The organism is Empedobacter sp. UBA7620 (genome assembly GCF_002484185.1).
Lineage (GTDB): Bacteria > Bacteroidota > Bacteroidia > Flavobacteriales > Weeksellaceae > Empedobacter > Empedobacter falsenii_C.
Map to the genome: position 1 here is coordinate 61,615 of NZ_DLJI01000053.1, position 14,317 is coordinate 75,931.

Below are 14,317 nucleotides of genomic sequence, written 5' to 3' on the forward strand. Positions count from 1 at the left end.
ATTTTTCAATTTCAATCACCATTTGGTTGGTAAACTATAAACTATTTATTTCTTAAACGATCAATTGTTTCTTGAACTTTAGGATCATCAGCTTTTACGCTGTAGTAATCTGCAATTTTTCCATTCTGATCAAGAACCAAATATCTCGGTATCCAATTTAAATCAATCCCTGTGCCAAAATTGCCTTTCCAGTTGTTTCCTAAGTAAAAGTGTTGACCCTCAATTTGATATTTTTCAATACCATTTTTCCAAGCTTCCTCATTCTTGTCCATTGAAAGGTAAACAAAGGTTACGTCAGGATTTTTTTCGTGCAACGATTTCAAAGCAGGCATGTTTTTGATACAATCTCCACACCAAGTTGCCCATAAATCTAATAGAACAATTTTTCCTTTATAATTCGAAAAAACTTTTTCTATGGTTGCCGAATTTCCATCCAAATCAACTACACTATCTTGCAAAGCAGCAGCGGGAAATTCAGTTTTCATTACCGACGGAATATTTTGCGCAAACGCATTCATTCCAATAAATAATATAAAAACGCTAATTATTTTGTTCATGATAAATTTTTATCGATTTCTTGTATTTTCAAAATCTATACCAATTTAGTAGATTTTAAAGCGAAGTTAAATATTTATTTCGAATCATTGCAAAAAGATGTAATTTTGTTTCATGCAAAAATATCTGATTATTGGGCTTGGTAATATTGGTGCTCAATACGAAAATACTCGTCATAATATTGGCTTCAAGGTTGTTGAAGAAGTTGCTAAAAAAGTTGATGCTAAATTTTCGCCATCAAATTTTGGTGAAGTTGCACAATTTAAATATAAAGCACGTCCAGTTACGTTGTTAAAACCAAATACATACATGAATTTGAGTGGAGATGCGGTTCGTTTTTGGATGAAAAAAGAAAATATTTCGTTAGAAAATATTTTTGTCATTACAGATGATTTGAACTTGCCTTTCGGAACAATTCGTATGCGTGGAAAAGGTAGTGATGGTGGACACAATGGTTTGAAGGATATTCAGAATAAAGTTGGCGGACAAAATTATGCGCGATTACGCTTTGGAGTAGGAAACGAGTTTTCAGAAGGAAAACAAGTGGATTATGTATTAGGCGATTGGTCGGCAGAAGAAAATGAAAAAATGAATGAACGATTAAATTTGGCTGCTGATGCAGTTTTGTCGTTTATTTTTCAAGGATTAGGGAATACAATGAATCAATATAATGGTAAATAAAATTTTAGGAATTGCAATGATTGCAGGAACACTTTTTTTAGGTTCTTGTGCAAGCAATTCGTCAAGTTCAGAAGGAAAAGAAGCGAAAATAGAAGAAGTAACTTCGACGTTAGACAATGTAAATGAAATCAATTTCAAGAACAAAAAGAATGTTTTGTTAGACGTTCGTACACCTGAAGAATTTGCTGAAGGTCATGTTCCTGGAGCGGTAAACATTGATGTGAAAAATCCAAATTTCGAAGAAGAAATTCAGAAATTAGATACAAAAAAGAATTATTTTATTTATTGCAAATCTGGTGTTAGAGCAAAATTAGCAACAGAAAAAATGCAAGAAAAAGGTTTCAAAAATGCGAAGAATTTCAAAGATGGAATGTCGACGTACAAAGGAACTGTAGCAAAATAATGGAAGGATTTCGTCCCGAAATATTAAAAGAAATTGTCACAACAAAAATGCCTTTCGGTAAATACGAAGGGCGATTGTTGTGCGATTTACCTGTTTCTTATTTGGAATGGTTTGTTGGTAAAGGTGGTTTTCCTAAAGGAAAATTAGGCATTTTATTATCTACCGTTTACGAAATAAAATTAAATGGTTTAGAAGATATTATCTACGAATTGAAACGTCAATTTGGTTAAACTTCTATTTGATAGATTCTCGATTCTTCTTCCCACGGATGATAGCCTTGTCCAATATATTCAAAACCTAACTTTTCGTAATATCCTACATGATCTGTGCAAAGGTTTAAATAATTGAATCCAAACTTTTTAGTGTCTTCTTTAGCTTTATCAATTAAAAGAGACGCATAATTATTACCTCTTTCTTCTTCATTAATATAAATTGCGCAAATCCATGGATAAAGATCCATTCTACTGATAAAATCGTTTGTAATTAATCCTGCACATCCAATAATTTCATTTTCTTTTAACAATAAATACCACTGCGGCAAAGGATTCTCAGCATGAACAGCATGTGTGATACAATCTTCGTAAATAATTGGAGAAACTTCACTCCAACTTTCTTGTAAAAAAGCAATTGCTTGCTTTAAATAATCTTTTTCCTCTCTTACTGAAATAACTTTTAGCATAATTCTTTTATTTAGTTTCCCATTCATAAAAATTTGCATCATCACGCAATTGAAATCCAGCACTTGGATACAATGAATTTCCAATATCATTTGTAACACTGGTTTCTAACAGCATCGCGCAAGCATCTGTTTTATGACACAAATTTTTTGCTTCTTCTATCAATTCTCTCGAAAAACCTTGTCCGCGAAATTCTGGAGAAACAAATAAATCATTCAAAATCCAGAAACGTTTCATTCGTGTAGATGAAAATGAAGGAAACAATTGTACGAAACCAACTGCTTTTTCATCTTTATTATAGGCTAAAAAGATAACCGATTCATCATTTATAATTCTGGCTTCTAAAAATTTTTCTGCTGCTTTTACATCAGATTTTTTATCATAAAATTGACGATACGCGTCAAATAAAGGAACTAATTCTTCTAAATTATTTATAGTAGCTTGTTTTGTCATGATTTTTTAGTTTACGATAAATTATTAGTGTATATAAGATTAGAGAAGTGGAGAAAACTGTAATTAAGAAATATTTTGTTTGATTAAATTCAGATTTTGATATTAAAATATTTTTGCCTTTTTCTAATTGAATGATAGAAATTGTATTTTGATATTTTTGAGGTTTTTCATAATAAATGTTTACATAATCTCCTTTTTTAATTTTTTGAGTTATAAGGTGTTTTTTGATTGAATACGAATATTTATTTGAATCATTTTCCAATTTTAGAAAAAACACCATCTTTTTATTAGAAAGATTTCGAAGACTTTTTTGTCTATATATACTTTCAGATAAACCAATTTCTGATACTTTTCCTTTAATTAAATTGCTTTCAGAAGTATTTATATCTATGATAGAATTAATTATTAAAAAAATTAATACTATTGGAAGAATAGAAAAGGCTATCCATTTTTTTAAAGCAGAAATACTCAAATTATTAAATTAAAAAATTATCCATATAAATTACTTCCATCCAAATATTCCCAAACTTTTGGAGGTAACATGGGTTTTATATTTTTTCCATCTTTTATAGCATTTCGAATAAATGTAGAAGAAATTTCCATCAAAGGCGCTTCAACCATTTCGACATTATCGAAATTTTCTTCTTGCGAATAACCAGGACGCGGATAAACATACAATTGATAATCACGCATTAAGATCTCTGCATTTTTCCATTTCGAAATTCCATCCAAATTATCAGAACCCATAATCAACGCAAAGTCATGCTCAGGAAATTTTTCGTTTAGATGAATTAACGTATCAATTGTATACGACGGTTTGGGTAACGTAAATTCGATGTTAGATGCACGAAGATTAGGATAATCTTTTATCGCTAATTCTACCATTTCTAATCGATCATATTCATTTGCCAAAGAACTTTTTTTCTTTAACGGATTTTGAGGCGAAACCACAAACCAAACCTGATCCAAATCGGTGAATTGTTGAAAATGATTGGCAATAATTAAATGTCCGACATGAATAGGATTGAATGATCCAAAATATAAACCGACCTTCATAAAATTGATTTTTTAGAAAAACAAAAATACGATAATTGTAGAATAAAAAAATCCAGCCGAAGCTGGATGATATGTTTAGAATTTTACTAATTCTTTATATAGCTTATGCGTAGGAAGTCCCATTACATTGAAATAACTTCCGTTCATATTGTCAACACCAATGTAACCAATCCATTCCTGAACGCCGTAAGCACCGGCTTTATCAAAAGGTTTGTAATTATCGATATAGAAATATATTTCTTCGTCCGTTAAATCTGCGAAAGTAACTTGCGTTTCGTCCGAAAAAGTAACTTCTTTTTCTACAGAACGAATCGTAACCGATGTATAAACAGAATGTGTTTTTCCGCTTAATTTTTTAATCATTTCGTACGCTTCCTCTCTATTCGAAGCTTTTTCTAACGATTCATCATCCACCCAAACAGTTGTATCCGACGTAATAATCAAATCATTTGGTTGAATATCCGTATAAGCTTTTGCTTTTTTAGCGGAAAGATATTCGGTGATTTGTTCTTTCTTGAATTCGTTGCGATCAAATGTTTCGTCAATATCCAATGAAATTGTCGAAAATTGTAATCCTAATCCAGCTAAAAGTTCTTTTCTTCTTGGCGATTGTGATGCCAAAATAATATTGGTATCTTTTAATTTTTCTGTTAATAACATTTAAAATTCTTTTATACAGAAGCAATTTCCTCTACATTATACCATTTGTTTTGAACTTTCAAGATTTGTTCTAATAAATCACGAACACATCCTTTTCCTCCATTTTCTGGTGAAATATATTCCGACGCTTTGCGTACATCCATACACGCATCGTTTGGACAAGCTGACAATCCTACTAAATTCATCACAGCTAAATCTGGATAATCATCGCCCATATACGCAATTTCATCAGGATCTAATCCATAAGAAAAAAGTAAATCTTCAAAAGCTTCTACTTTATCACGTTTGTTCACGTAAATATCTGTTAAGCCTAAATATTTTAAACGATTCACAACAGCTTCATCTCTTCCGCCCGTAATCACCGCAATTCGTATTCCTTGTTTGATGGCTAATTGCATCGCATAACCATCGCGCGTATTCATTGTTCTCACCATTTCGCCAGTTGGTAATAAAATTAAATTTCCATCTGTCAAAACTCCATCTACATCTAAAATAACGGTTTTAATGTTATTTAGTTTTTCTTTATAACTTATCATTTTTCGTAAACTCGTTTGATTGAATCTGTCAATATTTGGTAAATCTGCAATAATCTCGAATCATCTTGTAAGGCCTCTAAATGACGATCAATAATCACTTGATCTCCACGTTTTGCTGGACCAGTTTGTGCATCTTTTGGACTCATTTCAATCACTTTATTTGCTGTTTCCTGTATAAGAGGCAACAAAACATCGAACGGAACATTGTTTTGCTCACAAATATTTCCAGCGATATAATATAAATGATTGACAAAATTATTTGCCCAAACACCTGTCATATGCACTTGCATTCTACTTGCAAAATTAAGTTCGTGAACTTCGTTTGAAATACGATTTCCTAAATCATTCAACGTCTTTAAATCCTCAGGATTTTCGGCTTCGATAAAAAACGGAATATTATCATATCGCATTGTTCTTTCTTTCGAAAAAGTTTGCAATGGATAAAAAACGCCTTTTCGGTAATCGCCTTTCAGAACAGACATTGGAGACGAACCAGAAGTATGAACGACCAAAACATCATCATACGGAATATAATGAGAAAACTCTTCGATTCCAGAATCGGCACTCGCAATAATATAAATGTCTGCTTTCTCTATTTCAGAAATTTTATCGGTATACGAAATTCTATTTGCTTCTCCGATTTCTCTAGCGTGTTCTAATGTTCTATTGAAAATTTGTCGAACATTGCAAGTGTTTTCGATTAATGCACGAGTTAAGTGAAACGCAACATTTCCCGCACCTAATATGACAATTGAACTCAATGTTTTAGCAATTTTTTGATTAATATTAATTGAATGATAAATGTAAGTTTTTCAGTCGAGGAAAAAAATTTTTAAAAAAAATTAAAAATTCTTGTAACATTTTGAAAGTTGTTGCGTCTTATTAGTAAAATCATCCAACGATTAGGTTTACGTATTATGCAAAACATAGTACTTGAAAAATTAAAAAAAGTTTAAATATTTTGTAACAAAACATTTTTTAGATCGTCTAATTAGGAAAAAGTACGGACAACTCTTACTATGTATTATGTAAAACATAGTACTATTAAAAAAATATTAACTATGAGATTAAACAAATTTACTTTAGCTATTCTTTTCTCCGTTTGCTCTATTTACGGATTCTCACAGGAACAACATCCTATGAAAGGAAAGATTGAAAATGCAAAAAATGAGGCGGTTGGTATGGCTGCGATTCAGATTTATAAGGCAGATTCAAAAGAATTATTCGATGAAGTGTATGCAAATGAAGACGGAACATTTGAGATTCCAGATTTGGAAGACGGAAATTATCGTTTGGTGATTACAGAATTTGGTTATCAACAATCTGTAACAACTGCAGAGGTAAAAGGAGGTGAATTAAATTTAGGTAACATCATTTTACAAGTAGAAAAAGCGGAAACCGTAGAACTGAAAGGTGCATTTGTTCGTGCGCAAACTTCACAATATCGTAATGAAATTGATAAACGTATTGTTGAAGTTGGGAACGATTTGGTATCTGCTGGATCTGATGCTGCTTCTGTTCTGAATAATATTCCGTCTGTAAATGTGGATCAACAAACAGGAGCATTGTCATTAAGAGGAAACGAGAATGTAAAAGTTTTTGTAGATGGCAAACCTTCTTCTCAGTCAGCAGCGCAATTGTTAAAGCAAATTCCTTCGAATCAAATTCAACGAATTGAAATTATTACCAATCCTTCAGCAAAATATGAAGCGGATGGAAATTCTGGAATCATCAATATTGTTTTGGTAAAAGGAAAGAAAAAAGGATACAATGTTGCGTTGAGTACAGGTTATGAGCAAGGAAAGAAAAGTCGTTTCAATAATTCGTTAACAGCAAATGTAAATACAGGTTCTTTCAACTTTTTTGGAAATTATAGTTACAATAAGCGTCCGAGTGAATTTCATGGTTCTTTAAATAATTTTGACACAAATTTCAAAAGTGCAATTGATATTTTAAACAACGATGAAAGCCAAGCAGGTAAAATTGGTTTCGACTGGTTTATCAACGACAAGACAGCTTTAACGGTTTATACAAATCAATGGTTTGGAAAAGGAACAGGACTGATTGGATCGGATATGGTGAATACCAAAACGCAAGAGTTTTATCCTAATAATTCAAATTTTGATGGAGATTGGAGAAGTCAAGATTATAGTTTGAATTTCAAACGTGATTTTGACAAAGTAGATCACAACATTGTTTTAGACGCATTTTACTCGAGAGCTAAAAGTGTAGATTTACGAAACATGCATAATTTTTATCCAGAAGAAGTAAAGTATTATGAAGATCGTGATGACAGAACAAATAACATTCGTGTTAATTTAGATTATACAAACCAAATCAAAGATGGTGGAAAAATAGAGGCTGGATTACAATTTAGAAGAGAAGATAATGATAATATTTTATTAACTGACCGAAGAATAATTGTAAAAGGTGAAATATACAATCCAAGTACAGACTTCAACTTCACAAGAGATTTCTTTTCTGCATATGTAAATTATGGTCAGAAATTCGGGAAGTTTGGAATGCAATTAGGTTTACGTGCAGAACAGTTTAAAGATAAAGGTGATTTCGTTGTTAATGTAAATGAAGAAGGAAAAATAGAACAAGATAAATTAGATTTCTTTCCATCAGCTTTTTTAACATATGATGTTACCGAAAAAGGTCAAGTGTCATTAAATTATAGCCGCCGTATTGACCGTCCAGGAATTGGGCAATTATCTCCAGTACCAGAATGGTCTACACCAATGATGTCAAGTATCGGAAATCCTTATTTAAAGCCAGAATATACAGATAATTTCGAAGTAGGGTATTTACAACGAATTGGTAAAAATTCTATTTCTGCGAATGTGTTTTACAGACATGTCAAAGATAATATCTTCAGAAATGTTTTACGAAATGAAGAAGTTTATGGAGCATATATTCAGAATTACCTAAACTACGATAAAGTAGATGCATATGGTTTTGAATTAGCATTTAACCTTGTGCCAACAAAATGGTGGTCATCTAATATCAGTGGAGATTATACGCATAATACAATGGTTGTTCAACAAGAGAAAGAAGAAAATGGAGTTAAAGTTCCTTACTTTGTCGAAATTGATGCAAATCGTTTAACAGCTCGCATGAACAATACATTCAAAGTTTCGAAAGCTATCAGTTTACAACATTTCTTTATGTATCAAGGTAAATACAAATTTATCCAAGGAGAAATGCGCGATATGTGGCGTATGGATTTAGGAGCGCGTTACACATTTATGGGTGGAAAAGCAAGTTTGAGTGCACGTGTAAGTGATATTTTTAGAACATTTTATGGACGTTTAGAAATGTATAATCCAGATAGAGCAACAGGAAAATTCCGTTGGGAAGCACATACAATGAACATCGGATTTACGTATAATTTCGGTGGAAAAGTACGAAATCGTGCAGAAGCTCAACAAAACAAATCTGAGCAATCAGGAGGAGTTGGTTTCTAATAAATAAAGAACATTCTTCATTTATTTAAATATTCTTAAAACTAAAAAGAGTTCCAATATTTTTTGGAACTCTTTTTTATTGGGTTATTTTTTATTGAACTTATTTCTTGAATAATTTATTCAATGTTACAGCAATAGCACCATCTCCAGTCACATTTCCTGCTGTCCCGAAACTATCCATTGCGATATAAAGTGCAATCATCAACGCTTGATTTTCTGCATTAAATCCTAACATCGAAGCAATAATACCAATCGCTGCCATAATCGCTCCACCAGGAACTCCAGGTGCTGCAACCATCGCAATTCCAAGCATCATCATAAATCCTAAAAATTGAACAAAATCAATTTCCATACCTTGTATTAACATCAATGCTAAACAACAACAAACGATTTTTAACATCGAACCAGATAAATGAATTGTTGCACACAACGGCACAGCGAAATTGGCAATTTCATCTCGAACTCCAATTTTCTTTACTTGCGCAATTGTTACAGGAATTGTAGCCGCTGAAGATTGTGTTCCTAATGCTGTGAAATAGGCTGGTAACATCAATTTCATCATGCTAAATGGATTCTTTTTCGCAATAATTCCTGCAATTGTAAATTGAAGCACTAATAAGAAAACATGTAGCACGAAAATTACACCAATTATTTTCAAAAATACATTCATAATTGTTACCACTTGTCCTGAATATGACATGTTCAAGAAGATTCCGAAAATGAAAATTGGTAATAATGGAATGATTAAATTTTGAATTAAATACGTAATAATTTCTTCAAAATCATCTGCAAATTTCCCAAAAGTCGAATCTTTCAATCGTGATAATCCAATTCCGAAAAGAAATGAAAATACCAAAGCTGGCATTACATCAAATAACGGAGGAAATTCTATCGAAAAGTATGGTGTAAATTCTTTTGCTTTTTCGGCTAAATTAATTTGACCAGTTTGATGTTCTAATAATTGTGGAAAGATAGACATACTCGCTGAGTAACCTAATAATCCTGAAAAAATGGTTGATCCGTAAGCAATTAAAACGGTTGCTAATAATAATTTTCCGGCTGTTTGTCCTAATCTTCCAATTGATGGAACAATTAATCCAACAATGATTAATGGAATCAAAAAGTTAAGTAATTCGCTAAAAAAATCATTGAAAGTCATAAAAATACGACCAATAGCTTCTGGTATTATTCCGCCGAGTGAAATTCCGAGTACAATGGCAAGAATAACTTTTACGAGTAAATTGTCTTTAAGTTTGTGCATAGTCAAATTTAGAAAAAATCCGTTCAATACAAGGTTTTAATTCTAAATGTTGATAAAAAGAAAAAAGCGATACTAAAATTTAGCATCGCTTTTTGGTATATAATTTTTGATAAAATTATTTTTTAGGTAAACGTACAATTCGGCTCGCATCGTTCGTATAAGCTTTACTTCCGCTTATTTTTTTGTAAGCAAATTTTGACGCCAAACGTGTGTTTTCTGTCGTAATATTGTTGGTAACATCACCTTTATTATTCATTCTGTCCACAATATCATACGTTACATCGTAACCTAATTGCTCGTAACGCGTCGGAAATTCACAATAAACTTCTTTGAAATCTTTGATCACACTTTGCACTTCCGTATCTCTTGTATTGATTAAACGCGCAGTACTAAACAAAAAACCAAATTCGCGGAATGCATCGATATTTTTTGCATTATCTGCGTTATAAACATCATAAACCGAAACCGATTTTATTCCGTAAGCTTTGATATTGTCTTTGTTAAATGTTTTTAATTTTTCTAAATATTGTTTTCCCAAATTATCATCATCACCAACTAAAACCGTAATAATTGGCGTATAATAATCTTCACCGTTAACTTTATCGTGTGGTTGAACAATTTTTGCAACACTATCTACAATCACAACATTTGCTTTCAACTGTTTTTCTAATTGTTTTTTCGTATAACTTGCTAACTCTTGATCGTCACGATTTGTTAATAAATAAACTTGTTCTCCAGCAAAGTTTTTCCCAATTTCTTCGATGATTTGATCTGCAATTACTTCATCTTTTGGATTAGAAATCAATAAATCATTGAAAGAATTTAACGAATCGTCATTTGCATAAGGCGAAATCACAGCGATACCAGAATTACTGAAGAAGTTGGCAACTTCTGTAATATCAGACGTGTTCAACGGGCCGATAACAGCATCCGTTTTACTAAAATCTGTTGTTGATAAAATATCTTGCAAGTTTCCGTTTTTCGTATCGATCACTTTCACATTTACATTTTTACCTTTTTTCGCCAAATGAGTCAACGCTAATTTAGCTCCAGTAAAAAATTGCATTGCTTGCGAATTTTTTAATTGCGGATTATTTGCAACATCAAAAGGTAGCATAATAGCAACATTAATTTCATTGTCATTAGCACGTTTCAACTTTCCTGCAGTTCCGTATTTGATGATTTTAGCATTTTTTTGCAATGGAATTTTAAGTGTCATTCCAGCTTTTAAACCATTGATTAAATCAGGATTTAAACGCAATAACTCATCTAAATTCGTGTTGTATTTTTCTAAAATTCCGTAAGCCGAATCTCCATTCTGAACAACATAGTTGATCGTGTTTTCTTCGATTACAACAGAACCAGATTTTTTAGGAATCGTTATCACCATTCCTTCTTTTACACCTGTTTGTAAAGCTGGATTTTCTGCATATAAATCGTCAACACTTACATTATACTGTTTTGCTAAAGTGTATAAAGTTTCTCCTTTTTTGATTAAATGCGTTCCTTTTGGAACAGAAAAAACTTTATTTGTCACATCTTTTGGAAGCTTGATTACGTCACCAATTTCTAAACCTCTTTCTTTGATTTGAGGGTTTAATGAGTTCAATGTTTCTTCCGAAATTTTATATTTTTTTGTCAAATTGTAAACCGTTTCTTTCGGCTCAATTGTAATATATTGATAATTATCGTCCGAAATTTTTACGTTTGACGTAGTCGTTTGTGTATTGGTTTCAGTTGGTTTGGTTGTCGTAGTTCCTTTACCTGGAATCACAATCAAATCACCTGGATGAATCCCATTTTTTTCAATTTTAGGATTGGCTTTATACAATTCTTCTTGCGAAACACCATATTGCTTCGAAATTCCGTAAACGGTTTCTTTTGCTTGAACTGTATGCGTTTTTTGTTGAGCATAAAGTGCTGATGCACCAACAAATAACAATAAAGCTAATATTTTTTTCATTTAGATGAATTTTCGTGGTCAAATATACAAATTATGTTTTGTTTAGAGTTCCTCTTTCAATGTATTTATGATGAACTCAAATTCAAAAGGTCGAAGACTATCTTCAATAAAATCAATGAAATACTGAATATTAATGTAATCAAAATCAGCAAAATTTTTCACACGTTCTTGCAAACCATTTTGTTGAGAAAGATCATTTAATAATTGCTCGATTCTCTTCAATAAATCTTCATTTTTTTTCACTTCTGCATGCACCAAACGTTGTTTTATTTTCTCAAAACCTTTCAACTGTTTTGTGCGCTGCGCTTGTATCATATCGGCAAAAGAAGATTCTGTTAACGAACTCAAATGTTCCAAACGTTCAAAAATGCTTTTTAATTCTTCTTCCAATTCAGGAAGTTTTGGAGCAATTTCTGATGAATTTATCGAACGTTTTTTTGTGATTGCTAAACTATTCGAAAATAAATCTTCGTTTGATAGATCTAATTTTTGTTGTTTTTCGTATTGTTTTTCAGTTCGGATTAACAATGAATTTCTCAAAACTAAAAGTGGAAAATCAACTTCAAATTGTTTGAACATTTCTTTCAGTTGTAACCAATAAGCCATTTCGCCACCGCCGCCAACATAGGCAACATTTGGTAAAATTGTTTCTTGGTACAATGGTCTCAAAATCACATTTGGGCTAAATTTATCTGGATTTTGATGTAAATCGGCAATAATTTCTTCTTTCGAAAATTTGATTGAAGTGTTATTGACAAAATACGTTCCATTTTGTTCAACAATACGTTCGCGCGAATTATTTTGATTGATATAAAACAAATTTATCTCACGAGGATTCACTTGAATAGAATACCCCAATTGTTCTAATTTCTCATTGTGAGGTATTACTTTTTTGAACGATATTGACTGAATTAATTCTTCTTCAAAAGTTGGAATCATCAATTTTTTCAATTCTTTATCATCTCCATCAATCATCAACAATCCAAGATCTTTGAATAATAAATGAACCAATTTTCGTGTTGCGTCTGTCAAATTATCATTCGATAAATAAGATGCTTCAATCAAATTTTGCAATTCAGTTTTCTTTTTTCCATTTGGAATTAATGACAAAAATGAATCAAAAACTTTTTGTAAACCGTTTGTTGATAAACGACCAACTGGTCCACCAAATTCTTTTTCCCAATGAATAATTCGATCTCCAAATTTGAAATGATTAATTTCTTCGAAATCGTGATCTTCTGTCGCCATCCAAAACATCGGAACAAAATTGATTTCACTTTGTTCATTATTTAATTCCTCGCATGCTTTGATGACTTGCAAAATTTTATAAAAAAAGAAGATTGGGCCTGTAAATAAATTTAACTGGTGTCCAGTCGTAATTGTTACTGTATTCTTTTCTCTTAATTTTTTTAGATTATTTTGTTGCTTTTCAGATAAATCTAAATGACTCAATTGTTTAGAAATTTGATCAACAAGAATTGCTCTATTTTTATAATGTCCAAGTTTATTTTGTGCTTGTTTTATATAGTTTTCTTTGGTTGGAAATAGGTTGTAGAAGTCTTTCAAATTCTCGTCTTGATTGATATAATTTAGCATCAATTTTGAGAAATAATTTGAATCCTTAAGTGATATTGTTTCCATTTAATTTTTATTAATCGTTTGATGTACATCCATTGCTCTGTCCGTTGCAAAAATGTCGACACCATCTTTTTCTAAATCGCGGTAAAGTTGTCCATTTCTCGCCGAAGCACTTTTGTCTAAGTTTCCTAACGTTCCAAAAATGACCAAAATATCCTTGTCATGAATTTTATTTATAAATGATTCATCATTGCGTCGAGTTCCCGTAAATGCAACCATTTTGTCAGTCGGAATCCCACTGTTTATCATTTCATTAAATTCACGTTCGTTTCGCATCGAAACAGACAATAACATATCTGGCGCAAGTTGATGCAACTTTTTCGCTTGACCAACTGTATACGTCACCAAAACTACCTGTTTTTGCATATTTGCTCGTTCTATTGTTTTCACAATATCACGATAATCAACACCTTTTTTGATGTCAACCATAAAATAAATTGGTTTACTTTTTCCCCAATTTAACGCTTCTGCAAAAGTTGGAATTTTGTATGACGTTTGTTGTCCAAAATCATCTACCAAAAAGTATTCCTTAATGGTTTTTAAGTCAACTTGATTGACATCTTGTCGCCCAGTACTTGTTCGTTGCAACGAATTATCGTGCATCAAAATAAGTTGATTATCCTTTGTTTCGGCAACATCAATCTCAAAAATTTGAATTCCTTTTTGGTAAAGATGTTCAAAAGTTTCGACACAATTTTCAGGAAAACCATGTATTCCACTTCCGCCACGATGTGCGCTGACAAAGTTTTTATTTTTGGTCGAATATTTGAAGGATATTTCTTCGGATGAAGTATTTTGATGTGTTTCGGATTGATTTTTCTTCGGATTACAACTAAAAATAGTAAGTAAACTGAATATTAAAATTCCGAAATAATATCGTTTAAAATAGTTGAAATTCATATTTTTAAATAAAAAATTAAATTAATTCATTCAAACTTATCGAATGAAGCTGTAAATTTAAACT

At 31.6% G+C, this 14,317-nt stretch carries 16 protein-coding genes; 4 read left to right on the top strand and 12 right to left on the bottom strand.

Annotated elements, in window-relative coordinates; all coding sequences use genetic code 11:
• Positions 1 to 41: 41 nt before the first annotated feature.
• Positions 42 to 557 carry a TlpA family protein disulfide reductase gene (locus B2217_RS13595; protein WP_291122863.1) on the bottom strand — a complete coding sequence of 172 codons (516 nt, stop codon included), beginning with the start codon at positions 555 to 557 and terminating at the stop codon, positions 42 to 44.
• Between the two features lie 112 nt (positions 558 to 669).
• Between B2217_RS13595 and pth the strand changes: the two genes are divergently transcribed.
• Genes pth through B2217_RS13610 form a run of 3 tightly spaced genes read left to right on the top strand, consistent with a single transcriptional unit; the run spans position 670 to position 1,869 of the window.
• Positions 670 to 1,236, top strand: a complete 567-nt coding sequence (gene pth, locus B2217_RS13600) for an aminoacyl-tRNA hydrolase (protein WP_038336392.1) — start codon at positions 670 to 672, stop codon at positions 1,234 to 1,236.
• Positions 1,226 to 1,639: a rhodanese-like domain-containing protein gene (locus B2217_RS13605; RefSeq protein WP_291122864.1), complete on the top strand. Its 414-nt coding sequence runs from the start codon at positions 1,226 to 1,228 to the stop codon at positions 1,637 to 1,639. Before pth ends, B2217_RS13605 begins: the two co-directional genes overlap by 11 nt.
• Entirely contained in the window at positions 1,639 to 1,869 is a 231-nt protein-coding gene (locus tag B2217_RS13610) for a DUF3820 family protein (protein ID WP_038336390.1), read from the top strand. Before B2217_RS13605 ends, B2217_RS13610 begins: the two co-directional genes overlap by 1 nt.
• On the opposite strand, the gene B2217_RS13615 is transcribed toward B2217_RS13610, so the two are convergent.
• From B2217_RS13615 to B2217_RS13645, 7 genes are all read right to left on the bottom strand, one after another.
• Positions 1,866 to 2,318 carry a GNAT family N-acetyltransferase gene (locus B2217_RS13615; RefSeq protein ID WP_291063597.1) on the bottom strand — a complete coding sequence of 151 codons (453 nt, stop codon included), beginning with the start codon at positions 2,316 to 2,318 and terminating at the stop codon, positions 1,866 to 1,868. The genes B2217_RS13610 and B2217_RS13615 overlap by 4 nt on opposite strands.
• Before the next feature lie 7 nt (positions 2,319 to 2,325).
• Entirely contained in the window at positions 2,326 to 2,769 is a 444-nt protein-coding gene (locus B2217_RS13620; protein ID WP_291122866.1) for a GNAT family N-acetyltransferase, read from the bottom strand.
• A complete protein-coding gene (locus B2217_RS13625; RefSeq protein WP_291122868.1) occupies positions 2,744 to 3,241 on the bottom strand; it encodes a hypothetical protein in 498 nt (165 codons plus the stop codon). Before B2217_RS13625 ends, B2217_RS13620 begins: the two co-directional genes overlap by 26 nt.
• Before the next feature lie 17 nt (positions 3,242 to 3,258).
• Positions 3,259 to 3,825 carry a nicotinate (nicotinamide) nucleotide adenylyltransferase gene (nadD, locus tag B2217_RS13630; RefSeq protein ID WP_286479261.1) on the bottom strand — a complete coding sequence of 189 codons (567 nt, stop codon included), beginning with the start codon at positions 3,823 to 3,825 and terminating at the stop codon, positions 3,259 to 3,261.
• A gap of 75 nt (positions 3,826 to 3,900) precedes the next feature.
• Positions 3,901 to 4,485 carry a Maf family nucleotide pyrophosphatase gene (locus B2217_RS13635; RefSeq protein WP_291122870.1) on the bottom strand — a complete coding sequence of 195 codons (585 nt, stop codon included), beginning with the start codon at positions 4,483 to 4,485 and terminating at the stop codon, positions 3,901 to 3,903.
• An 11-nt stretch (positions 4,486 to 4,496) separates the two neighbouring features.
• Positions 4,497 to 5,021, bottom strand: a complete 525-nt coding sequence (locus tag B2217_RS13640; protein ID WP_291122872.1) for a KdsC family phosphatase — start codon at positions 5,019 to 5,021, stop codon at positions 4,497 to 4,499.
• Entirely contained in the window at positions 5,018 to 5,782 is a 765-nt protein-coding gene (locus tag B2217_RS13645) for a Rossmann-like and DUF2520 domain-containing protein (RefSeq protein WP_291122874.1), read from the bottom strand. Before B2217_RS13645 ends, B2217_RS13640 begins: the two co-directional genes overlap by 4 nt.
• Before the next feature lie 300 nt (positions 5,783 to 6,082).
• Here B2217_RS13645 and B2217_RS13650 point away from each other — a divergent pair, with 300 nt between their 5' ends.
• Complete coding sequence (locus tag B2217_RS13650) at positions 6,083 to 8,491, top strand: TonB-dependent receptor (RefSeq protein WP_291122876.1); 2,409 nt, start codon at positions 6,083 to 6,085, stop codon at positions 8,489 to 8,491.
• A gap of 100 nt (positions 8,492 to 8,591) precedes the next feature.
• Here B2217_RS13650 and B2217_RS13655 read toward each other — a convergent pair whose 3' ends face one another.
• From B2217_RS13655 to B2217_RS13670, 4 genes are all read right to left on the bottom strand, one after another.
• Positions 8,592 to 9,752: a dicarboxylate/amino acid:cation symporter gene (locus tag B2217_RS13655; protein WP_180905371.1), complete on the bottom strand. Its 1,161-nt coding sequence runs from the start codon at positions 9,750 to 9,752 to the stop codon at positions 8,592 to 8,594.
• Between the two features lie 115 nt (positions 9,753 to 9,867).
• Positions 9,868 to 11,715, bottom strand: coding sequence for a LysM peptidoglycan-binding domain-containing protein (locus tag B2217_RS13660; protein WP_219033797.1), 1,848 nt, complete (start codon positions 11,713 to 11,715; stop codon positions 9,868 to 9,870).
• Between the two features lie 42 nt (positions 11,716 to 11,757).
• On the bottom strand, positions 11,758 to 13,356 hold the full coding sequence (bshC, locus tag B2217_RS13665; RefSeq protein WP_291122879.1) for a bacillithiol biosynthesis cysteine-adding enzyme BshC: 1,599 nt from the start codon (positions 13,354 to 13,356) through the stop codon (positions 11,758 to 11,760).
• Positions 13,357 to 14,253: a glycerophosphodiester phosphodiesterase family protein gene (locus B2217_RS13670; RefSeq protein ID WP_291122881.1), complete on the bottom strand. Its 897-nt coding sequence runs from the start codon at positions 14,251 to 14,253 to the stop codon at positions 13,357 to 13,359. It lies immediately after the preceding gene.
• Between the last annotated feature and the right edge of the window lie 64 nt (positions 14,254 to 14,317).